The sequence below is a fragment of the Hydrogenophaga defluvii genome (assembly GCF_042665235.1).
Lineage (GTDB): Bacteria > Pseudomonadota > Gammaproteobacteria > Burkholderiales > Burkholderiaceae_C > Hydrogenophaga > Hydrogenophaga defluvii_A.
Map to the genome: position 1 here is coordinate 1 of NZ_JBHTBZ010000006.1, position 22,220 is coordinate 22,220.

The 22,220-nt window shown below is 64.9% G+C and carries 17 protein-coding genes; 12 read left to right on the top strand and 5 right to left on the bottom strand.

The window, feature by feature from the left end; all coding sequences use genetic code 11:
• Positions 1-472: 472 nt before the first annotated feature.
• The 10 genes from ACFQU0_RS02560 to ACFQU0_RS02605 all read left to right on the top strand — a co-directional run bounded on the left by ACFQU0_RS02560 (position 473) and on the right by ACFQU0_RS02605 (position 9,450).
• Positions 473-1,285, top strand: coding sequence for an NAD-dependent epimerase/dehydratase family protein (locus tag ACFQU0_RS02560; RefSeq protein WP_382198553.1), 813 nt, complete (start codon positions 473-475; stop codon positions 1,283-1,285).
• Positions 1,286-1,297: 12 nt separating this feature from the next.
• Positions 1,298-2,185, top strand: a complete 888-nt coding sequence (locus tag ACFQU0_RS02565; protein ID WP_382198554.1) for an SMP-30/gluconolactonase/LRE family protein — start codon at positions 1,298-1,300, stop codon at positions 2,183-2,185.
• A gap of 54 nt (positions 2,186-2,239) precedes the next feature.
• A complete protein-coding gene (locus ACFQU0_RS02570) occupies positions 2,240-3,223 on the top strand; it encodes a TRAP transporter substrate-binding protein (protein ID WP_382198555.1) in 984 nt (327 codons plus the stop codon).
• Between the two features lie 80 nt (positions 3,224-3,303).
• A complete protein-coding gene (locus tag ACFQU0_RS02575; protein ID WP_382198556.1) occupies positions 3,304-3,849 on the top strand; it encodes a TRAP transporter small permease in 546 nt (181 codons plus the stop codon).
• Positions 3,846-5,135, top strand: coding sequence for a TRAP transporter large permease (locus tag ACFQU0_RS02580; RefSeq protein WP_382198557.1), 1,290 nt, complete (start codon positions 3,846-3,848; stop codon positions 5,133-5,135). Before ACFQU0_RS02575 ends, ACFQU0_RS02580 begins: the two co-directional genes overlap by 4 nt.
• Before the next feature lie 142 nt (positions 5,136-5,277).
• Positions 5,278-6,039 (top strand): lysine/arginine/ornithine ABC transporter substrate-binding protein, encoded by a 762-nt coding sequence (locus ACFQU0_RS02585; protein ID WP_382198558.1) that lies wholly within the window; start codon positions 5,278-5,280, stop codon positions 6,037-6,039.
• A 90-nt stretch (positions 6,040-6,129) separates the two neighbouring features.
• Positions 6,130-6,819, top strand: a complete 690-nt coding sequence (locus ACFQU0_RS02590) for an ABC transporter permease (protein WP_382198559.1) — start codon at positions 6,130-6,132, stop codon at positions 6,817-6,819.
• Positions 6,816-7,529 (top strand): ABC transporter permease, encoded by a 714-nt coding sequence (locus tag ACFQU0_RS02595; protein ID WP_382198560.1) that lies wholly within the window; start codon positions 6,816-6,818, stop codon positions 7,527-7,529. Before ACFQU0_RS02590 ends, ACFQU0_RS02595 begins: the two co-directional genes overlap by 4 nt.
• Before the next feature lie 4 nt (positions 7,530-7,533).
• Positions 7,534-8,664, top strand: coding sequence for a succinylglutamate desuccinylase/aspartoacylase family protein (locus ACFQU0_RS02600; RefSeq protein WP_382198561.1), 1,131 nt, complete (start codon positions 7,534-7,536; stop codon positions 8,662-8,664).
• Positions 8,665-8,673: 9 nt separating this feature from the next.
• A complete protein-coding gene (locus ACFQU0_RS02605; protein ID WP_382198562.1) occupies positions 8,674-9,450 on the top strand; it encodes an ABC transporter ATP-binding protein in 777 nt (258 codons plus the stop codon).
• An 11-nt stretch (positions 9,451-9,461) separates the two neighbouring features.
• Here the strand turns inward: ACFQU0_RS02605 and ACFQU0_RS02610 are convergent, their stop codons facing one another.
• A complete protein-coding gene (locus tag ACFQU0_RS02610; RefSeq protein ID WP_382198563.1) occupies positions 9,462-9,917 on the bottom strand; it encodes a cyanophycin metabolism-associated DUF1854 family protein in 456 nt (151 codons plus the stop codon).
• Positions 9,914-12,187, bottom strand: a complete 2,274-nt coding sequence (locus ACFQU0_RS02615) for a cyanophycin metabolism-associated ABC transporter (protein ID WP_382198564.1) — start codon at positions 12,185-12,187, stop codon at positions 9,914-9,916. Before ACFQU0_RS02615 ends, ACFQU0_RS02610 begins: the two co-directional genes overlap by 4 nt.
• A gap of 206 nt (positions 12,188-12,393) precedes the next feature.
• Here ACFQU0_RS02615 and ACFQU0_RS02620 point away from each other — a divergent pair, with 206 nt between their 5' ends.
• Together ACFQU0_RS02620 and cphA are read left to right on the top strand one after the other, a co-directional pair.
• Positions 12,394-14,571 (top strand): cyanophycin synthetase, encoded by a 2,178-nt coding sequence (locus ACFQU0_RS02620; protein WP_382198565.1) that lies wholly within the window; start codon positions 12,394-12,396, stop codon positions 14,569-14,571.
• 7 nt (positions 14,572-14,578) lie between these two features.
• The gene (gene cphA / locus ACFQU0_RS02625; RefSeq protein WP_382198566.1) at positions 14,579-17,149 is read left to right on the top strand and encodes a cyanophycin synthetase; all 2,571 of its coding nucleotides are present in this window, start codon (positions 14,579-14,581) and stop codon (positions 17,147-17,149) included.
• A 419-nt stretch (positions 17,150-17,568) separates the two neighbouring features.
• Here cphA and ACFQU0_RS02630 read toward each other — a convergent pair whose 3' ends face one another.
• From ACFQU0_RS02630 to tadA, 3 genes are read right to left on the bottom strand one after another with little or no spacing between them, the layout of a single operon-like run.
• Entirely contained in the window at positions 17,569-20,070 is a 2,502-nt protein-coding gene (locus ACFQU0_RS02630; protein ID WP_382198567.1) for a penicillin acylase family protein, read from the bottom strand.
• A 30-nt stretch (positions 20,071-20,100) separates the two neighbouring features.
• A complete protein-coding gene (locus tag ACFQU0_RS02635) occupies positions 20,101-21,033 on the bottom strand; it encodes an LD-carboxypeptidase (protein ID WP_382198568.1) in 933 nt (310 codons plus the stop codon).
• Positions 21,034-21,053: 20 nt separating this feature from the next.
• A complete protein-coding gene (gene tadA / locus ACFQU0_RS02640; RefSeq protein WP_382198569.1) occupies positions 21,054-22,205 on the bottom strand; it encodes a tRNA adenosine(34) deaminase TadA in 1,152 nt (383 codons plus the stop codon).
• Positions 22,206-22,220 lie beyond the last annotated feature (15 nt).

Below are 22,220 nucleotides of genomic sequence, written 5' to 3' on the forward strand. Positions count from 1 at the left end.
TGCCGCAACGGGCGGTGCTGGAACCGGGCTCGTCCAACAAACGGATCAGATCGCGGCTTCGCGCGATCTATCCTTACTCGTTATAACTTTAGCAATTAACATAATATACATCGTGGAATATCAAGAGCAAGCCCAGCAAAGGCCACTGTGAGGTCGAAACCCGCATGAAAACAGGCCTTCGCTTCCACCGCATGTACGCCAGCGTGGGCTGGACGAACGATGACGTAGCGAAGTTTTTGCAGCTGTCGGTCCGCACGGTCCGACTGTGGGTTTCTTCACGCGTTCGCGTGTCGTATGCGTCTTGCAAGCTGCTGAGACTCCAGCTCCGGCACGAGCTGCCCGGTGGGCTGTGCGGTGTGCTGCTTACCAACGCACTAGGGATTCCACCAGTCTGGCGCAATTCGCCTTGACATCCGAAACGGTGCTGCGACAAAATCATGTCGTCTGACAACATATGACCGATAACGTATCCATGACATTGCAAATCCACGACAAAATTCTTCTCACGGGCGCGGCTGGGGCGCTGGGCCAGGTGCTGCGCGAGCGGCTCAAAGCCAACTGCAAGGTGCTGCGTGTGTCGGACCTCAACGACGTGGGCGCGGCTGCGGACCGCGAGGAAGTCGTGCAGGCTGACTTGGGCGACGCGGCTGCCGTGGATCGGGCTGTTGCCGGCGTCAACGCCATCGTGCACCTGGGCGGCTATTCGGTGGAGGGGCCGTTTGAGCCCATCCTGCAAGCCAACATCGTGGGTGTCTACAACCTGTACGAGGCGGCACGCAAGCACGGCGTGCGCCGTGTGGTGTTTGCCAGCTCCAACCACGTCACGGGTTTTTACCGCCAAAGCGACACCATCACGCCCGCCCACCCTGCCCGGCCTGACGGTTTGTATGGTGTGAGCAAAGCCTTTGGCGAGGATTTGTCGCGCTTTTATTTTGAGCGCTATGGCATCGAAACCGCGTGTCTGCGCATCGGCTCGTCGTTTCCCGAGCCGCGCGACAGGCGCATGTTGGCCACCTGGCTCAGCCACGGCGATCTGCATCGGCTGGTCAGCGCCTGTCTGGACACCCCGGTGCTGGGCCACGCCATCATTTATGGCGTCTCCGACAACGCTGTGACGTGGTGGGACAACAGCAGCGCCAAACACATTGGCTACCGCCCGCAAGACAGCTCTGACCCATTCCGCGAAGCCGTGTATGCACGCACCACGCCGCCCGATCTGAGCGACCCTGCAGCGGTCTGCCAAGGCGGTGCCTTCGTCACAGCGGGCCCTTTTGAGTCGAAGTGAGCGTCGCACCCTATGCAAGCGGAACTGATTGCTGACACACGTTGCGCCACCGGCGAAAGCCCGGTGTGGGTGGCGAACGAGCAGGCCCTGTACTGGACCGACATTCCCGCAGGCCGCCAATGGCGCTGGCAAGCGGCGAATGGCGCCCTGTCCCACCGCGACGCCCCCGAGGCGCTGGCGTGTATGGCGCCCACAGAAGATGGCACCGCCTGGTTGGCCGGCATGGCATCCGGCGTCTTTTTGTTGCAACCAAAGGACAACGGACGCCTCTCGGAGAAACGCCTCGCAACGGCACCACACGCACGGAATGGCATGCGCTTCAACGATGGCCGCTGCGACCGACAAGGCCGTTTCTGGGCGGGCACCATGCTGATGGACATGGCCGCGGCAGCGTCGGTGGGCGTGTTGTACCGCTACACCACGGAGGCGGGTTTGCTGGCGCAACTCGACGGATTCATCACCCCCAACGGCCTGGCCTTCAGCCCCGACGGAGAGACCATGTACCTGTCGGACTCGCACCCCAGCGTGCAAGCCATCTGGGCCTTCGACTACGACACGGACACGGGCACACCGCACAACCGGCGCCTGTTTGTTGACATGAAGCCGCTTGCAGGCCGGCCTGACGGCGCCGCTGTGGATGCCGATGGCTGCTACTGGATCTGTGGCAACGACGCCGGTCTGGTGCACCGCTTCACGCCCGAAGGGCGGTTGGATCGCTCGCTTGCCGTGCCCGTGAAAAAGCCTGCCATGTGCGCCTTCGGCGGCACCAACCTGGACACCTTGTTTGTGACATCGATCCGCCCCGATGGGGTCGATCTGTCCGATCAGCCGCCGGCCGGCGGGGTGTTTGCGCTGCGGCCTGGCGTCACAGGGCTGGCTGAACCCCGTTTTCGACCCTGACACACGATTTCCCCTCCCCTGCTAACCCCCCCACAACAAACGGAGACACTTTTTATGCCCACCACATGCAAAACCCTCATTGGTCTGGCGCTCGGCATCGCTGGCCTGTTGCCCCTGTCCGCCATCGCACAGAACATGGTTCTGAAAGCACACGACACCCATCCCGCCGGCTACCCCACGGTGGTGGCAGTGGAGAACATGGGTAAAAAACTGGACGCCGCGACCAATGGCCGCATCAAGGTTCAGATGTTTCCAGGTGCCGTGCTTGGACAGGAAAAGGAAGCTGTGGAACAGGCGCAACTGGGCGCCATTCAGCTTGCCCGCATTTCGCTGGGCGTGATCGGACCTGTGGTACCCGAAGTCGATGTGTTCAACATGCCCTTCGTGTTCCGCGACATTGCCCACATGCGCAAGGTCATCGATGGTCAAGTGGGGACCGATCTGCTGGACAAGGTCAGTGCCAGCCAGGCCCGCTTGGTGGCACTGGGGTGGATGGATGGTGGCGCCCGAAGCCTCTACACCAAAAAGCCCGTACGCACACCCGCAGACCTGAAGGGCGTCAAGGTGCGCATGATGGGCAACCCACTGTTTGTGGACACCATGAATGCCATGGGAGGCAACGGCATCTCCATGGCTTACGGCGAAGTGTTCAGCGCATTGCAGACAGGCGTGATCGACGGCGCCGAGAACAACCCGCCCAGCATGTTCACCAGCAACCACTTCACCACGGGCGCGAAGTACTACACCCAGACCAACCATCTGATCATTCCGGAAATTCTGGTGATGTCAAAAGTGACCTGGGACAAGCTGTCTGCGCAGGACAAGGCGTTGGTCAAACGCGTGGCCCGCGAAGCGCAAATGGACCAGCGCGCGCTGTGGGACAAAAGTGTGGAGGAGTACACGGGCAAGCTCAAGGCCGCTGGTGTCGAGTTCATCCAGATCGACACCAAACCCTTCTTTGATGCCACCGCACCCGTGCGAACCAAGTACGGCGCCAAGTTTGGCGAGCTGATGCAGCGCATCGCAGCGGTCCAGTAAACCCTTTTGCCTGGCGAGCCCTGTTCGCCACAGGCTGTCCGACAGCGCTCGATCCGCAGCGCTGCACCTCGATCGACACCATGAACAACACCATCCACCGGGCCCTGGACAGGCTCTACCTCGCCTGCATTTGGCTGGCCGGCAGTTGCATTTTTTTGATGTCGCTGTTCATTCCGTGGGGCATCTTTGCGCGGTATGTGTTGGGCACGGGTTCCCAATGGCCAGAACCCGTTTCCATCTTGTTGATGGTGGTGTTCACCTTTTTCGGGGCGGCGGTGGCCTACCGCGCTGGCGCCCACATTGCGGTGGCCATGTTGACCGACCGGCTGCCCGAGCGCGCTCAGCACGTGCTGCGCGGCGTTGTGCATGGCCTGATGTTGTGCATCAGCGCCTTCATGGTGTTTTATGGCACCAGCCTCTGCATGGGCACATGGGGGCAGACCATCCCCGACTTGCCGTGGATGCCGGTGGGCGCGGCCTATCTGCCCGTGCCTTTGGGCGGCTTCATCACCCTGCTGTTTGTGCTGGAGCATGTGGTGTTTGGCAGCCAGGCACATCGCCCGGTGGTTCTGTTTGACGCCCTGCCAGACCATACCACCGCCACTCCCGACTCGAAAGACGCATGATGGAAGCCGCTGTACTTCTTGGCAGTTTTCTGCTGCTCATCCTTATCGGCATGCCCGTGGCGTACGCCCTGGGCGTGTCTGCCCTGATCGGCGCCTGGTGGATCGATATTCCCCTCGACGCCGTGATGATCGCCATCAGCAGTGGGGTCAACAAATTTTCGCTGTTGGCCATCCCCTTCTTCGTACTGGCTGGCGCCATCATGGCCGAGGGGGGCATGGCGCGGCGTTTGGTGGCCTTTGCCAATGTGCTGGTGGGATTCATCCGCGGCGGCTTGTCCCTTGTCAACATCCTGGCATCCACCTTCTTCGGGGCCATCTCCGGGTCGTCCATGGCCGACACGGCCTCGGTCGGCTCCGTGTTGATCCCCGAGATGAGCAAAAAGGGCTATCCACGCGACTTTGCCACCGCTGTCACCGTGGCGGGTTCGGTCCAGGCGATTCTGATTCCACCCAGCCACAACGCCGTCATCTACTCGCTGGCGGCCGGGGGCACCGTGTCGATTGCGGCCCTGTTCATGGCTGGTGTGTTGCCTGGCTTGCTGATGGGCCTGACGCTGGCGGTGCTGTGCCTCATCACGGCAAAAAGGCGCGGTTTTCCCAAGGGGGAGGTCATTCCCATGCGCCAGGCGCTGCGCATCTGCGCCGATGCCCTCTGGGGCCTGATGACCATGGTGATCATCCTCGGCGGCATCCTCAGCGGCGTTTTTACAGCCACCGAGTCCGCCTCAGTCGCGGTGTTGTGGGCCTTTTTTGTCACCATGTTCATCTACCGCGACTACCAGTGGCGTGAGATCCCAAAACTGGTGCACCGCACGGTCAAAACGCTGGCCATCGTGATGATCCTGATCGGCTTTGCCGCCAGTTTCGGCTACATCATGACGCTGATGCAGATCCCGCTGAAGATCACCACCTTCCTCACCACCCTGTCTGACAACCGCTATGTGATCCTGGGCATGATCAACCTGCTGCTGCTGGTGTTGGGCACGCTCATGGACATGGCGCCTCTCATCCTCATCCTCACGCCCATCTTGCTGCCGGTTGTCAAGCTCATCGGCGTCGACCCGGTGCATTTCGGCATGATCATGATGGTGAATCTGGGCATAGGCCTGATCACGCCCCCCGTTGGTGGCGTGCTGTTTGTGGGCAGTGCTGTGGGAAAGCTGCCCATTGAACAGGTGGTGAAGGCGCTCACACCGTTCTTTTTCGCCTTGTTGCTGGTTCTGGTGGCCGTCACCTACATCCCGGCACTGTCGCTGTGGTTGCCTGGGCTGGTGCTGGGCAGTTGACAGTGTTGGCTGGCAGCGATTGGCCCCAGGAAAACACCGAGCGGCTGGCACCGCTCTCGCCTCAGCGGCCCCCTAAAATACAAAGTCTGTGCAGATCTCGGCAGTGTGCCGGGTGTCTGCCAACCTTTGTTTAGGGACTTTCATGAAAAAGCTGCTCCTCACGCTGGGCCTGATCGCCACCGCTGCCACCGCATCGGCCCAAGACCTCAAGGTCGCCATCGACCCCACCTACGAACCCTTCACTTTCAAGACCGCCGACGGCAAGCCCACGGGCTTTGACGTCGATATCGCGCAGGCCATCTGCGACCAGCTCAAGCGCAAGTGTGTTTTCGTCGAGCAGGTCTGGGACAGCATGATTCCCGGCCTGCAGGCGCGCAAGTACGACGTCATCATCAGCTCCATGTCCATCACCGACGACCGCAAAAAGGTGGTGGATTTCAGCGACAAGTACTACAAAACACCCAGCGGCATTGTGGTGAAGGAAGGCACGCCGTTCACCGGCGTGGCCTCGCTCAAGGGCAAGAAGATTGGTGTGCTCAAGGGCAGCACACAAGAGAAATTTGCCATGGGCGAGCTCAAGCCTGCCGGCGTGACCGTGGTGCCCTACGAAGCACAGGACCAGGTGTACCTGGACATCAAGTCCGGCCGCCTCGACGGCACGGTGGCCGACAAGGTCGAGGTCAACGGTGGCTTTCTGAGCAAGCCCGAAGGCAAGGGTTACGGTTTTGTGGGTGCCGATCTGTACGACGTGAAGTACTTCGGCTACGGCGTGGGCGTGGCCATGCGCAAGGGCCAGGACAAACTCAAGGCCGACGTGAACGCCGCCATCAAGGCCATCCGGGGTGATGCGCGTTACGCCACCATCAGCAAGAAGTACTTCAGCTTCGACCCCTACGGCAACTGACGGCGCGCCTTGGCTGATGCCAACCACCACCGGGGCGCATTCGCGCCCCGTGCTGTTTGATTCCACCGTGACCACCGAACGGACATCCCTTTGAGCGACTACTACCTCTCCATCCTGCAAGGCGCTGCGCTCACGGTGGGCGTGTCTTTGGCGGCCCTGGTGGTGGCCATCGTGCTGGGCCTGCTGGGTGCGGTCGCCAAGCTCTCGGGTCGCCCGCCGCTGGTGGCCCTGGCCACCGTTTACACCACGCTGGTGCGGGGTGTGCCCGAACTGGTGTTGATGCTGTTGGTGTTCTATGGCGGCACCATTGGCCTGAACACCTTGCTGGAGGCCATGGGCAGCAGCGAGTCCATCGACATCAACCCTTTTGTGGCCGGCGTGCTCACCATTGGCTTCATCTACGGCGCTTACATGACCGAAACCTTCCGGGGCGCCATCCTGTCCATCCCCAAGGGGCAGATGGAAGCGGCCTGGGCGTTTGGCATGGGCCCCACACAAACCTTTGTTCGCATCACCCTGCCGCAGATGGTGCGTTACGCCCTGCCCGGCTTCACCAACAACTGGCTGGTGCTGATCAAGGCCACCGCGCTGGTGAGCCTGATCGGGCTGCAGGAGATGACCTATCTGTCCAAACAGGCCAGCGCCGCGACCCGCGAGCCGTTTGCTTTTTTCCTGTTTGCCGCAGCTTTGTTCCTCATTTACACGTCGGCATCCTTGTGGGTGCTCAAGCGCATCAACGCGCGCTACAGCCTGGGCGTCAAGCGGAGCACCACGTCATGAACTGGGCCGTGATTTTTGAGCCGGCCAACCTGGCGCTGTACGGCGAAGGCGTGGTCACCACGCTGTGGTTGTTGGGCTCGTCGCTGGCGGTGGGGGCGGTGCTGGCGCTGGTGTTTGCGCTGGCCCTGACCAATGGTCCGGCTCCCGTGCGCTGGCTGGTGGGGGCCTACACCTACTGCATACGCGGCACGCCGCTGCTGATTCAGGTCTACCTCATCTATTACGGCCTGGCCCAGCTCGAATGGGTGCAGGCGCGCTGGGACGATGTCTGGCCCTGGACCCACTTCAAAGAGCCTTTTTTCTGCGCCCTGCTGGCCTTCAGTCTCAACACCGCCGGCTACACCGCCGAGATGCTCGCCGGCGCCATGCGCGAAACCGCACACGGTGAAATCGAAGCCGCACAGGCCATGGGCATGGGGCGCTGGCAGGTGTTGCGCCGCGTGGTGCTGCCCAGCGCCATCCGCCGCACCCTGCCGGCCTACAGCAACGAAGTGGTCATGATGCTGCACAGCACCAGCTTGGCCAGCACCGTGCCCGCCATGATGGACGTGACCGCTGCCGCCAGCCGCATTTACTCCGACTTCTACCTGCCTTTCGAGGCTTACCTGTTTGCCGCCGCCATCTACCTGAGCATCACCTTTGTGCTGGTGGGTGGCTTCAAACTGGCCGAAAAGCGCTACCTGGCCCACCTGGCGCCCCGCCAGCACTGATACCATGGACATCCGACACCACCCCCTGCCGGCCGCCAGCCTGGGCAGCCAAAAGACCGTCACCAGCCTGCACTTCGGCACCCCAGGCGCGCGGCCCAAGGTCTACCTGCAGGCCAGCCTGCACGCCGAGGAATTGCCCGGCATGCTGGCCGCCCACCACCTGCGTCAGAAGCTGCTGGCGGCCGAAGACGCAGGCCAGATCCGGGGCGAAGTGGTGCTGGTGCCCGTGGCCAACCCCATTGGCTTGACCCAGCGCCTGGATCACAAGCCCATGGGCCGCTTCGAGTTCAGCAGCTCGGAAAACTTCAATCGCCATTACCCCGACCTGGCCCAGGTGGCGTTTGAGCGCACGCGAGGCAAGCTGACGCAGGACGGTGCACGCAACGTGACCCTGGTGCGCGAGGCGGTTGCCGGCTGGCTGGCCGAACAGCAGCCCCAAACCGAGTTGCAAGGCCTGCGCCACACCCTCACCTCACTGGCCTTTGACGCCGATGTGGTCATCGACCTGCACTGTGATTGCGAAGCCGTGATGCACTTCTACGCCGAGCGCCATTGCTGGCCGGTGTTGGAGCCGCTGTCGCGTTACCTGGGGTCACAAGCCGTGCTGCTGGCCGATGCCGCCACCAACGGTGGTCCCTTTGACGAACAACTCTCCGGTCTGTGGTCACAGTTGCCGGCGCTGCTGCGCCAGGCCGGAGTCGATGTGCCCCTGCCCGTGGGCTGCGCCAGCACCACGGTGGAGCTGCGCGGCGAAGCCGACGTGTACCACCCGCTGGCCGAACAGGACAGCGCCGCCCTGTGGTCCTACCTGCAGCACCTGGGCGTGGTGGCCGGCACGGCACCTGCTATGCCGGCGCCGCGATGCGAGCCGACGCCACTGGCGGGTTCGGAAACCCTCAAGGCCCCCTGCCCCGGCGTGCTGGTGTTCGTGGCCGACGTGGGCCAGCACCTGGCCGTGGGCGATGCGGTGGCCGACATCATCGACCCCACCCTGGGCACGGTACACACCGTGCGCGCGGGCACGGCCGGCGTGTTTTACGCCCGCATCCTCCACCGCTACATCCAGACTGGCCTGGAAATCGGCAAGATCGCCGGCAGCGTCCCTTTCAGAACCGGCAACCTGCTGGGCAACTGAGCCGCCTTCATGAACGACAAGACCCTCAAACTCCAGGTTGACGACATCCATAAAAGCTACGGTGGTCACGAGGTGCTCAAAGGCGTCTCGCTGAAAGCCCACGCGGGCGACGTGATCAGCATCATCGGCAGCTCCGGCTCCGGCAAGAGCACCTTTCTGCGCTGCATCAACCTGCTGGAAAAACCGCAACAGGGCCGCATCGTGGTGGCCGGTGAAGAACTGCAGCTCAAGCCGGTCAAAAGCGGCGAGTTGCACGCGGCCGATCCGGCGCAGTTGCAGCGGCTGCGCACCAAGCTGTCCATGGTGTTCCAACACTTCAACCTCTGGGCCCACATGACGGTGCTGCAGAACATCATCGAAGTGCCGGTGCACGTGCTGGGCGTGCCACGCGAGCAAGCCGTGGCCACGGCGCGCAAATACCTTGATCTGGTGGGTCTGAAAAACGTGGACGACCGCTACCCCGCCCACATGAGCGGTGGCCAACAGCAGCGTGTGGCCATTGCGCGCGCCCTGGCGGTGGAGCCCGAGGTGATGTTGTTCGATGAACCCACCAGCGCCCTGGACCCCGAGCTGGTGAGTGAGGTGCTGCGCGTGATGCAGGTGCTGGCCGAACAAGGCCGCACCATGGTGGTGGTCACCCACGAAATGGGCTTTGCCCGCGAGGTGTCCAACCACCTCATCTTTTTGCATCAGGGCCGCATCGAAGAACAGGGCCACCCGCGCCAGGTGTTGAGTGCGCCGAAAAGCGAGCGCCTGGGGCAGTTTCTGTCGGGCAACCTCAAGTAGTCAGCAACGCGTCACAAAAACCGGTCCAGCAACTTCCGGCTGTGCCGGTCCAGCGCCGACACGTCGCGGATCATGAACTGCACGCCATGGGCGTCGGCGATCAGCATCACACCACCGCCCATGCGGCGGATGTCTTCCTCGCCCTTGAGCTGCAGTTGAGCCCAGCCTCGGTCGGTCTCGATGTCCCAGGTGCTGGGCGTGGCGAAGCTGCTCACACCAAACAGGCGTTTGATCTCGGGCATGAACTCGCGGCGGCGCAGTTCTTCTTCCACCAGTTCACGGGCCTCGGTGCCCAACTGGTCCAGTGTGTCCAGCCAGGCCAGTTCGTGGCCGTCGGCGCCCACCAGGCTGATCATGCGGTCGGGCGCGCTGATGGGGTAGGCGCGCACGGGCACCACGGCCTCATGTTGCATGCCATCGGCGGTGGTCAGCACCAGCCGGCCCTGGGTGTTGCGTTGCAGGTTCATTCGGCGCTCCCGCCTTCTTCCAACGTTTCGGCCTGCCGGGCCTGTGCCTGGTAGAGCCGGTAATAGGCGCCTTCGCGCGCCATGAGTTCGTCGTGGCTGCCCTCTTCCACCTTCTGGCCCCGGTCCATCACCACCAGGCGGTCGGCCTTGCGCAGGGTGGACAGGCGGTGGGCGATGGCGATGGTGGTGCGGCCCTTGACGAGGTTGTCCAGCGCCTTCTGGATTTCTTTTTCGGTCTCTGTGTCCACGGATGAGGTGGCTTCGTCCAGGATGAGGATGCGCGGGTTGATCAGCAGCGCGCGCGCGATGCTGATGCGCTGGCGCTCGCCGCCCGACAGGCCCTGGCCACGTTCACCCACCAGCGAGTCGTAGCCCTGCGGCAGCCGCAGGATGAATTCGTGGGCGTGGGCGGCGCGTGCGGCGGCGACGATCTCCTCGCGCGTGGCGTCGGGTTTGCCGTAGGCGATGTTGTCGGCAATGGTGCCGAAGAACAGGAAGGGTTCCTGCAGCACCAGGCCGATGTGGCTGCGGTACTCGGCCACGGGCAGCGAGCGGATGTCCACGCCGTCGATCTTGATGGCGCCTTCGGAGATGTCGTAGAAGCGGCAGATCAGGTTGACCAGGGTGCTTTTGCCCGAGCCGCTGTGGCCCACCAGGCCCACCATTTCACCGGGTGCGATGTGCAGGTCCAGGCCGCGAATCACGGCGCGGTTGCCGTAGCGAAAGCCTGCGCCTTCGATCTGTATGCGGCCATCCACCTTGTCCAGGTGCACCGGGTTGACCGGCTCGGGCACGCTGGAGACGTGGTCCAGGATGTCGAAAATGCGCTTGGCGCCGGAGGCGGCCTTCTGCGTCACCGAGACGATGCGGCTCATGGAATCAAGCCGGCTGTAAAAACGCCCGATGTAGGCCAGGAAGGCGGTCAACACGCCCACGGTGATGGACTGGTGCGCCACCAGCCAGATGCCAAAACCCCAGACCACCAACAAGCCAATTTCGGTCAGCAGCGACACCGTGGGTGCGAACAACGACCACACGCGGTTGAGTTTGTCGTTGACGTCCAGGTTGTGTTTGTTGGCGTCGCGAAAGCGTTGGGCCTCGCGGTTTTCCTGGGCAAAGGCTTTCACCACGCGGATGCCGGGGATGGTGTCGGCCAGCACGCTGGTGACCTCGGACCACACCCGGTCGATCTTCTCGAAGCCGGTGCGCAACTTGTCGCGCACCACGTGGATCATCCATGCGATGAAGGGCAGCGGCAGCAAGGTGGCCAGCGCCAACCAGGGGTTGATGGAGAACAGGATGACCGTGGTCATGCCGATCATCAACACGTCGGTGGCGAAATCGAGCAGGTGCAAGGAAAGGAAAACGTTGATGCGGTCGGTTTCCGAGCCGATGCGCGCCATCAGGTCGCCGGTGCGCCGGCCGCCGAAGTATTCGAGTGAGAGCTTGAGCAGGTGTTCGTAGGTGGTGGTGCGAAGGTCGGCACCAATGCGCTCGGACACCAGGGCCAGGATGTAGGTTTTCGCCCAGCCCAGGCCCCAGGCCAGCAGCGCGGCACCCAGCAAGCCACTCAGATACATCACCACCAAGGCCATCTCCACCGGCTGACCGTTCTGATACGGAATCAGCACCTCGTCGATCAGCGGCATCGTGAGGTAAGGCGGCACCAGCGTGGCGGCGGTGGAGGCCAGCATCAGCAGGAAACCGGCCAGCAACTGCCCCTGGTAGGGCTTGGCGAAGCGCCACAGGCGCAGCAACATCCAGGTGGAGGGTGGCGTGGTGTTCTCTTGAGCGCAAGAGGGACAGTCGTCCTGATCGGCGTCCAGCGGTGCCTTGCACAGTGGGCAGGTGGCTTGCAGCACCAGTTGCGGCGCGCGGCCTTCTTCCAGCGCCTGTTGCGCCAGCACGAACTGATTGACCAGTCGGGTGGCCGCCATCTGCTGTGCCAGGGTGTAGCGCCACACGGCCAGCCGGCCCTGCGGGTTGAACAACTCGATCTGGCCCACGCCGGCGTGGTCGCTCTGGCGCAGGCTCAGTCCCCGACCCAGCGGCCAGTCACTCTCCATCTGAGGCGTGCCGTCGGCGGCGCGCGTCCAGGCCTTGAGGCGGGTGGCGTCCACCGTCAGCAGGCCGGGCACAAAACGCAAGTCTTCGCTGAGATCGGTTTCCAGCACGGCCAACGGCGCGCCATCCGGCCCATCTGACAACGCAGCTGGCCACAGGCCGGATCGGGTTTCTGGGGCAGCGCTGGGCGCAGGCAAGGTGCTCATGCGGGAAAATAAATGTTTGTAACGGCTTTGGACCCGCCTCGGAGTGGGTACAAAATCGCATTTCTGGCGCACGCCTTGTGGCGTTGCCCGGTTCACCTGAAAGGCCCTCTCAGGCCAGAAGATTGTAAGGCTGCCCCTCTGACCGCAGAACCGACATCCGCCTTGTTCAGCACGCCCCTGCGGCGCGGCTGCGGACGACCATTCCCATGACTGAAAAAGACATCAAGATCCTGCGTCTGGCCTACCTGCGTGGCCCCAACATCTGGACCTACCGCCCCGTAGTGGAAGCCCTGGTGGACATCGGTGCCCTCGAGGACTGCCCCTCCAACACCCTGCCCGGCTTTGCCGAGCGCCTGAGCGCTTGGCTGCCCGGCCTGGCCGAACACCGCTGTGGCGTGGGCGAGCCTGGCGGTTTTCTGCTGCGGCTGCGCGAAGGCACCTGGCCCGCGCACATCATGGAACACGTGGCCATCGAACTGCAAAACCTGGCCGGCTCGCCGGTGGGCTTTGGCAAGGCGCGCGAAACCGAACAACGTGGTGTCTACAAGCTGGCCGTGCGCGCCCGGCAAGAAGACGTGGGCCTGGCGGCCGTGCGCGCCGCCCGCGAGCTGGTGCTGGCCGCCATGGACGACCAAGCCTATGACGTGAAGGCCACGGTCAAAGAGCTGACGGCCATGGTGGACCGGCTCTGCCTCGGCCCAAGCACGGCCGCCATTGCCGATGCCGCCGCCGAACGTGGCATCCCGTCCATACGCCTCACCGACGGCAATCTGGTGCAGTTGGGCTATGGCTCGCGCCAGCGCCGCATCTGGACGGCAGAGACCGACCGCACCAGCGCCATCGCCGAAAGTGTGTCGCGCGACAAAGACCTCACCAAGTCCTTGCTCAAGGCCTGTGGCGTGCCCATCCCCGAAGGCGAAATCGTGCACAGCCCGGCCGAAGCCTGGAGCGCGGCGCAAGACATCGGCCTGCCGGTGGTGGTCAAACCCACCGATGGCAACCATGGCCGGGGCGTCTCGCTCGACCTCAAAACCCAGGCGGACGTGGAAGCCGCGTACCCCATCGCCGAAGTCGAAGGCTCCGATGTGATGGTGGAGCGCCACATCCACGGCGAAGAACACCGCCTGCTGGTGGTGGGCGGCAAGCTGGTGGCGGCCTCGCGTGGCGAGGTGGCGAGCATCACCGGCGACGGCGTGCACACCGTCGAGCAGTTGATCGAGTTGCAGATCAACAGCGACCCGCGCCGTGGCGAGGAGGAAGGATTCCTGCTCGACACCATCCGCCTGAACGAACACACCACCGCCGTGCTGGAACTGCAGCGCCAGGGCCTGACCGCCACCAGCGTGCCGGCTGCCGGCCGCCAGGTGCTGGTGATGCGCACCGGCAACATGGGGCACGACGTGACCGACGACGTGCACCCCGACGTGGCTGACATGGCCGCACTGGCCGCGCGCGTGGTGGGCCTGGACATCGCTGGCATCGACCTGGTGGCGCGTGACATCTCGCAGCCGCTGGAAAGCCAGGGCGGCGCCATCGTTGAAGTCAACGCCGGCCCGAGCCTGCTGATGCACCTCAAGCCCGCCGTGGGCAAACCGCGCCCTTGCGGCGAAGCGGTGGTCAACCACCTGTTCAGCGCCAGCGACAGCGGTCGCATTCCCGTGGTGGGCGTGACCGGCGGCCCCGAGCGCGCCGTGGTGGCCCGCCTGCTGGCCCGCGTCATCCAGCTCAGCGGTCCGCTCACCGGCCTGGCCTGCTCGGCCGGCCTGTACATCGGCACGCAAAAAGTGGTGTCGGGCAAACCCACCGAATGGGAAGCCGGCCAGCGCTGCCTGATCAACCGCAACATCGAAGCGGCGGTGATCGAGAACAGCCCGCGCAGCATCCTGAAGGAAGGCCTGGCCTACGACCGCTGCCAGGTGGGCATCGTCACCGGCGTGCCCACGCCCGAGGGCATGGACGATCCCTACATCCACGACATGGAACGCATGCGCCTGGTGCTGCGCACCCAGGTGGACGTGGTGCTCAAACAGGGGTATGCGGTGCTCAACGCCGACGACGCGGTGGCCCGTGGCCTCGCCGAGCTGTGCGACGGTGAAGTCATTCTTTACGGCACTGACCTCAACGCCGACGCGCTGCAGCAACATGGCGCCCAGGGCGGGCGCTTTGTCTCGGTGCGTGGCCAGCAGGTGCTCATGTGCCAGCAACAAACCCAGACACCGCTGCTGGACCTGGCCCAGCCCGCCATTGCCCAGCTGCTGGAGCGTGGCGCGCTGAGCTTGCCCGCCCTGCTGGCGGTGGCCGCCGCCGCCTGGGCCCTGAATGTGTCGCCCGGCTTGGTGCGCGCCGCCGTTGAATCGAGCGCCTCCGTCCTCATCGAATCCTGATCACGACATGCAAGTCTCACGCATTCGCGCCCTGCGCGGCCCCAACCTCTGGACCCGCCACACCGCCATCGAGGCCGTGGTTTCCTGCAGCGAGCAGGAGTGCAGCCTCGAACACCTGCCGGGCTTCGAAGAGCAGCTCAGCCGCCTGTTCCCCGCCATGGGCGCCCTGCCCGTGCCACCCGCCGACGGCAAGCTGAGCACCGCCCACGCGCTGGAGCGCGTGACGCTGGCGCTGCAGGCCCAGGCCGGCTGCGCCGTGAGCTTCAGCCGCACCACGCCCGCGCCCGAGGAAGGCGTTTACCAGGTGGTGGTGCAGTACAGCGAAGAGGCCGTGGGCCGGCTGGCCTTCGACCTCGCCTGCAAGCTGTGCCAGGCCGCGCAGGACGGCAGCAGCTTTGACCTCGAAGACGCGCTGCACCAGCTGCGGGAAATCGACGAGGACGTGCGCCTGGGTCCGTCCACCGGCTCCATCGTGGACGCCGCCGTGGCCCGTGGCATCCCCTTCCGCCGGCTCACGCAGGGCAGCCTGGTGCAGTTTGGCTGGGGCGCGCAGCAACGTCGCATCCAGGCCGCCGAGGTCGATTCGACCAGCGCCATCGCCGAGTCCATCGCCCAGGACAAGGAGCTGACCAAGAAGCTGCTGCAGTCGGCCGGTGTGCCGGTGCCCATTGGCCGCCCGGTGGAAGACGAGGACGACGCCTGGGCCGCTGCGCAGGAGATTGGCGTGCCCGTGGTGGTCAAGCCGCGCGACGGCAACCAGGGCAAGGGCGTGGCGGTCAACCTGACCACACGCGAGCAGGTGGTGGCCGGCTTTGAAGCCGCGCGGCAGTTCCGCGACGACATCATGGTCGAGAAGTACCTGCCAGGCATCGACTACCGCCTGCTGGTGGTGGGCAACAAGCTGGTGGCCGCTGCCCGACGCGACCCGCCGCTGGTGATTGGCGACGGCCAGCACACGGTGGCCGAGCTGGTGGCCCAGGTCAACGCCGACCCCAGGCGCGGCGAAGGCCACGCCACCTCGCTGACCAAGATCCGTTTCGACGACATCGCCCGCGCGCGCTTGGCCGAACAAGGCCTGAACGAACACAGCGTGCCCACACTGGGCCAGCGGGTGGTGTTGCGCAACAACGCCAACCTGTCCACGGGCGGCACCGCCACCGATGTGACCGACGAGGTCCACCCCGAGGTGGCCGCACGCGCCATCGCGGCGGCGCTGATGGTGGGCCTGGACATCTGCGGTGTGGACGTGGTGTGCGAGAACATTGCCCGCCCGCTGGAAGAACAATCGGGTGGTGTGGTCGAGGTGAACGCCGCGCCGGGCCTGCGCATGCACCTGAGCCCCTCGTTCGGCAAAGGCCGCAACGTGGGCGAAGCGGTCATCAACCACATGTTCCCGCACGGCGATGACGGCCGTGTGCCGGTGGTGGCCGTGACCGGCACCAACGGCAAGACCACCACGGTGCGCTTGATTTCGCACCTGTTGCGCGCCAGCGGTCAGCGTGTGGGCATGACCAACACCGACGGCGTGTACGTGAACGGCCGCCAGACCGACAGCGGCGACTGCAGTGGCCCGCGCAGTGCACGCAATGTGCTGATGCACCCGGACGTGGACGTGGCCGTCTTCGAAACCGCGCGCGGCGGCATGCTGCGCGAAGGCCTGGCTTATGACCGCTGCCAGGTGGCAGTGGTGACCAACCTGGGCGCCGGTGACCATCTGGGACTGAATTACATCACCACACTGGAAGACCTGAGCGTGCTCAAGAAGGTCATCGTGCTGAACGTGGCCAACAGCGGCATGGCCGTGCTCAACGCGGCCGATCCCGAGGTGGCCGAAATGGCGGCCGATTGCCCGGGCCAGGTCACCTTCTTTGCCCAGGACGAACACCACCCCGTGATGGCCATGCATCGGGCGCAGGGCAAGCGGGTGGTGTTTGTGCAGGATGGCCATGTGGTGGCCGCAGAAGGTGCCCGCGTGGTGCGCATCCCGCTCACGCAAATTCCCGTGACGCGCGACGGCACCATCGGCTTCCAGGTGGACAACGTGTTGTCCTCGGTGGCCGCGGTGTGGGCGCTGGGTGTCTCGTGGGGCAAGATCTGCGAGGGGTTGGCCAGCTTCGAGAGCAACGCGCGTGCCGTGCCGGGCCGCTTCAACCTGTTCGACCACAAGGGCGCCACGGTGATTGCCGACTACGGCCACAACCCAGACGCCATCCAGGCCCTGACCAGTGCCGTGCTCAACATGCCGGCGCGCGAGCGCTCGGTGGTCATCAGCGGCGCCGGCGACCGGCGCGACGAGGACATCCGCCAGCAGACGCGCATCCTGGGCACGGCTTTCGACGAAGTGGTGTTGTACGAAGATGCGTGCCAGCGGGGGCGCGTCGAGGGTGAGGTGGTGGCCTTGCTGCGCGAAGGTTTGCAGGGCGCCACCAAAACGCGCCGGGTGCACGAGGTCAAAGGTGAGTTCAAAGCCATTGACCTGGCGCTGGACAACCTGCAGCCGGGTGACCTGTGCCTGATCCTGATCGATCAGGTGGAAGAGGCGCTGGCGCACATCGCGAAGAAGACCGGGTCCTCCTGAGCGGTTTCCCCTGTTCGCGTCGCCTGACGGGTTGGCAGGGCCAGGCGGCGCGTGCGTGTGGGCTCCGGCCACTCGCGGGCGGTCACCTCGCGATGCCACTGCCTTGGCGTCAACAACCGCGTTTGGCGCTCAGCCTCTGGGGCAACCGCGAATCAGGCCTTTTCCCACACGCACACCCCGCCTGGTCTCAGACGCGTTGCTGGCACGCCCATGGTGACACGCGACTTTGTGTACACAGGCGGCTGGTGGGGTCTGCGGGCAAAGGCCTGATTCGCGGTTGCCCCAGAGGTTGCGCGCCAGCACGGCCTTGACGAAGTGATCCGCGTGTGCCCGGGCAGACGCCCGCGAGTGGCCGGCGCCCGCAGACCACGCCAGCCACCTGGCGCGAGGTCCACGAGCGAAAACTCAACCAGCCAACATCAAGGCACCAAAGTCAAAACAGACCGGAACTCTGAAGGCGACATCTTCAAAGCTCGGTACTGCACCGCAGCCCATTCAGGGCTCATGTCGCGGTATCTGTCTGAAAACACGTTGCCGCTCTGCCCCGTCTGGTAGATGAAGCGCGAGTTTTCCAGATCCGACAAGTCGTACAAAGCCCGCAGGCTGGCGGCGTGGCGGTTGGCGTAGGGGGCGTCTTTTTTGTCCAGGTGGTATTGCCCCACGTTCACGGTGAAAGGGTCGCCACCGGTGGGCACACGCACCTCGAACAGCTTGGCCAGCGGCGCCACGTTGCTGAAGGGGCGGTGGATGGAGATGGCCGGGTGGGCATCGCCCCAGCGCCACGCGGCCACGTCTTTGCCGTGCACCGCTTGCAGGCGGTCGAGCGCACGGGCCAGCGCCTCGCTCAAGGGCTGTGCACAACCGGTCTGGCCACACCAGGCGGTGTCGTCGCGGGCCAGAATGTCTTCCACCCCGGCACGGAACAGCCGTTTGCCGTACAGCTTCTCAAAACGCGCCTGCCCCACCCGGCCACCGATCACCCCACGCGTGAATTCATCCACCCACGCGCTGTAGATCAAGGGCGCAGCGCTGTCCACCCGCATGTCACCGTCAAAACCCTGCAGTTGGGCCAATGCGCTGGTGGCCAGCGGGTGGTCGGCGCGCACCTTCAGCAGATGGGGCAACAGAAAACGTGTGGCCAGCGACACCTGGTCGCCGTGCAGCGCCTGCATGCTCGCCAGGTCGTGTTTTTCGGTCTGGGCCAGCAGTTCTTCGATGCGCTGCTGACGCCACGGCGGCGCCCAGTCCTGCGTGATGAAGTGCGGGTAGTCGGGCCCGTGGATGCGCTGGTTGGCGGTGGCAATCCAGCCCTTGGCACCGTTGTCCTGCGGCGTGTCTTCGTAGGGCAGCCAGCCGGTCCAGTCGTAACGCGCGTCCCACCCTGGTGAGGGGGCCACCCCCCGGATGTCGTTGCCGGCCGCACGCACCGGCACCTTGCCGGCGGCCTTGTAGGCAATACGGCCCGACACGTCGGCCATCACCACGTTCTGCATGGGCGAGTGGAAGTGGCGGTAGGCCTCGATCAAATCGCCCACCGATTGCGCCTGGTTGGACAACACCCCAGCCAACACGTTGGTGTTGTCGGCATCCAGCGCGGTCCAGCGCAGCGCGAGCACGTGTTTGGTGGTGTCCAGCACTTCGCTGTGCGAGGCTTGCGCGTCGCTGAGCACCGGGCCGTGGCGGGTGCTGCGCACCACGTGTTTCACGTCTGGCTGGCCCTTGACGCGGATGGTCTCTTCACGGGTGGCAAAGTCGGCCCATGCGGTCTGGCCTTCGGGCGCCGGCACGCGGTACTGCGCCGGATTGACCGGGTTGATCTGCTCCAGGTACAGGTCTTGCACATCAGGGCCGGTGTTGGTGAACCCCCAGGCCACGGTGGCGGTGCGCCCCAGCACGACCGACGGCAGGCCAGGTAAGGTGGCGCCGATGACGTCGAGGGCGGGCTGCCCATCTGCCGCTGGGGCCTGCAGGCGCGCAAAGTACCAGATGGCGGGTGCACTCAGGCCCAGGTGCGGGTCGTTGGCGAGCCAGGGTTTGCCGGTGGCACTGCGGCTGCCGGCCACCACCCAGTTGTTGCTGCCCTTGCCATCCACGTTGCCCACCTCCTGCGTCCAGGCCACCACCTCTTGTGCCAGTTGGCCGCGCAGGCGCTCGGCGGGACTGCCGTTGTTGGGCAACCGTGGCGCCGCAGCGGTTTTCTCTGCGGCTTTGTAGACCCCGAGATCGCGGTACAGCTTGGCCAGATCGGCGCTGGCCGCAGGCGGCTCCCCAGGGTATGGCGGCAAGGCCTGCCACAGGGCGGCGGTGTCCAGCACCTGCAGCATGGACAAGCGTGCGAACTCGTTGCCCCAGTTGCCGCCCAGGTCCAGCGCCATCATGACGGACCAGCCCATGCTGTCGAGCACGTCCCAGTACTGGCCAGCCTGGGCGGCCTCGCGTGGATTGACCTGCAGGATCTGGAACTCGGGCGACAAGGCCTGTGTGCCCTCGGCGTAGAAAGCGTTGATGCCCTGCACATAGGCCTCCACCTGTGCCTTGGCGCCAGCAGGTAACCGGTCCCAGTGCGCCTGTGCGGCCTGCCGGATCCCCAGCGTGCGCATGAGTTTGTCGGTTTCCAGCGTGGCCGGGCCCAACAAGGCCGACAATTCCCCGCGCATGATGCGGCGGTTGAAGTCCAGCTGCCAGCCACGTTCCTGCGCGTGCACATAGCCAATGGCGCGCATGGCGTCCAGGGGACTCTGCGCCAGAACGTGGGTCACGTCGGACGGATCGCGCTTGACCTCCACCGTGCCCTTCAGCACGCTCAGACGCAACTGCCCATCGAGCTGGGGCAGGCTGCGCTGCACATACACACCGAGTGCCACGCCCAGCACCACCAACAAGGCCAACATGGCCCACACAACCCGTTTGATCCATCGCACAACCGTCTCCTTCTAGTTGTTTGGAGCCACTCAGCCCCAATAAATCAGCGCGTCGCGCCCTTCTGTCATCAGCCGCACCTTGTGCCCCACGGGCAGCAGCACCTTGGTGGGCAGGTGGCCAAACGGCAGGCCGGTCAACACGGGCAGCTTGAGCTGCGAACGCAGCCAGGCCACCACGGCGGGCATGTCGAAGCCCCGGTCGTAGCCGGGCACCAGCTTGTAGCCGCTGAAGCTGCCCAGCACGATGGCCTTCTGGCGCGCCAGAACGCCGGCGTGCAGCAGTTGGGTCAGCATGCGCTCCACACGATAAGGGTGCTCCGCCACATCCTCCAGGAACAGCACACCGCCTTTGACCTCGGGCAGGTAAGGCGTGCCCACCAGCGAGCACAACACGCTGAGGTTGCCGCCCCACAGGGTGGCGGGCGCGGTTTTCCAGTTGTCCAGCTGCGGATGGGCCTTGAGGTCGGCCGCAGGCAGGCGCCAGCCGGCGCCTTCGCCGTGGCCGTCGATGAGGTCGTCAAAACAGGCTTCCATGATCATGTCGGGCGAACCGTCGGCCTCCACCTGGCCACCAAAGTCCTCGCCCACCGCCGGGCCCGCCCACGTGGTCGCCCCCGTTTTGGCCAGCACCGCCATCTGAAAGGCCGTGAAGTCGCTCAGGCCCACCCACTGCGTGCCTTTTTCGATGCTCTTGGCAATGGCTTTGAAAGGCAGCTCGGGCAGGATGCGGGTGAGGCCGTAACCACCGCGCGAGATCATCACCACGTCGGCGCCACTGGCCGCTGCGCGGCCGATGGCGGCCAGGCGTGTGGCATCGTCGCCGGCAAAACGCTGGTGGTGGCTGCGTGCGTCGGCGTCAAGCTCGACCTGATGGCCCAACGCCTTGAGCCGTGTCAGGCCACGCTGGAACGCGGCCTTGTCGCGCACCGAACTGCTGGGGGAATGGATATAGATGTGTGCCATGGGCGTCTGGGGACAAAAAATCAAGCAGAAAACTGGGACAGGGCGGCGCGGGCGCACGCTTCGTCGGGCGGGGGCGCTGCGCTTGGGCAGATAGCGGTGTTTTCCAAGGCGGCCCGCCAGCGCAAAAAAGCGCGTGGCCCGGCGCGGTGGCCCTGGTCGGGGAATGGGGCGTCCACAGCTTGTCGGGCATCCTGGTCGTTGGCACCTTCTGGCGCTACCGCCCAATGGCCCACAAAACGTTGGGGCGCCGCCTGCAGCAGCAGGTCCCCCAGGGCATCGCCCTGAGGCATCAGCAGCACCACGCGCTTCAAATCCAGGTGGGTCAACAGCTGCAGCAGCGTCTGAAGGTGCCACTGGAGGCTGTGGACAGCTTCTTTTTTGGGCTTGTCGCTTTTGCCGAAGCCGATCAGATCGGGCGCGACCACCCGGTGTCCGGCGGCCAGAAAGACCGGGATCATCTGGCGGTACATGTAGCTCCAGCCGGGGTGACCGTGTTGGCACCACCAAGTCAGGGGTGCGTCTGGTGGGCCTTCGTCCAGATAGTGCAGACGCAGGCCGGCCAAACTGGGCAGATGGCTCACAAACCGCGGCACCCAAGGGTAGCCGGTAAGGGGGGCAAAACGTGCCTCTGGCGTGCGCAGGGCATCCTCCCGCAGCGGGTGGGGGTTGTTGGCACGCTGGGCCAGGCGCCGATGGGCAAAAAAGGCCTGCAGCAACTCGGCGCCCTCTTCCTTGAGCACGCCACCGCACACCTGTGTCTGGTGGTTGAGTCGGGGTTCACCAAACAGATCGACCACCGAACCGGCGGCGCCGGTTTTGGGCTCGCTGGCGCCAAACACCACGCGGGCCACACGTGCGTGCAGCGCGGCCTGCGCGCACATGGCGCAAGGCTCCAGCGTCACGTACAGCTCGCAGCCGTCCAGGCGGTAGTTGCCCAGGCTTTGGGCACCATCGCGCAGCACCAGCATTTCAGCGTGTGCGCTGGGGTCGTGTGAGGTGATGGGCTGGTTGTGCGCGGCGGCCAGCACTTCGATGTGCTCGGCCCGGCGGCGCACCAGCACAGCGCCCACCGGCACCTCACCCGCGTCCGCGGCGTCACGCGCCCGTGCCAGGGCCAGGCGCATGATGTCCTCGTCCGTGGCGTGTGGGGTCAAAAAGTGGTCGGCCTGCATGGGCCGCCAGTGTAG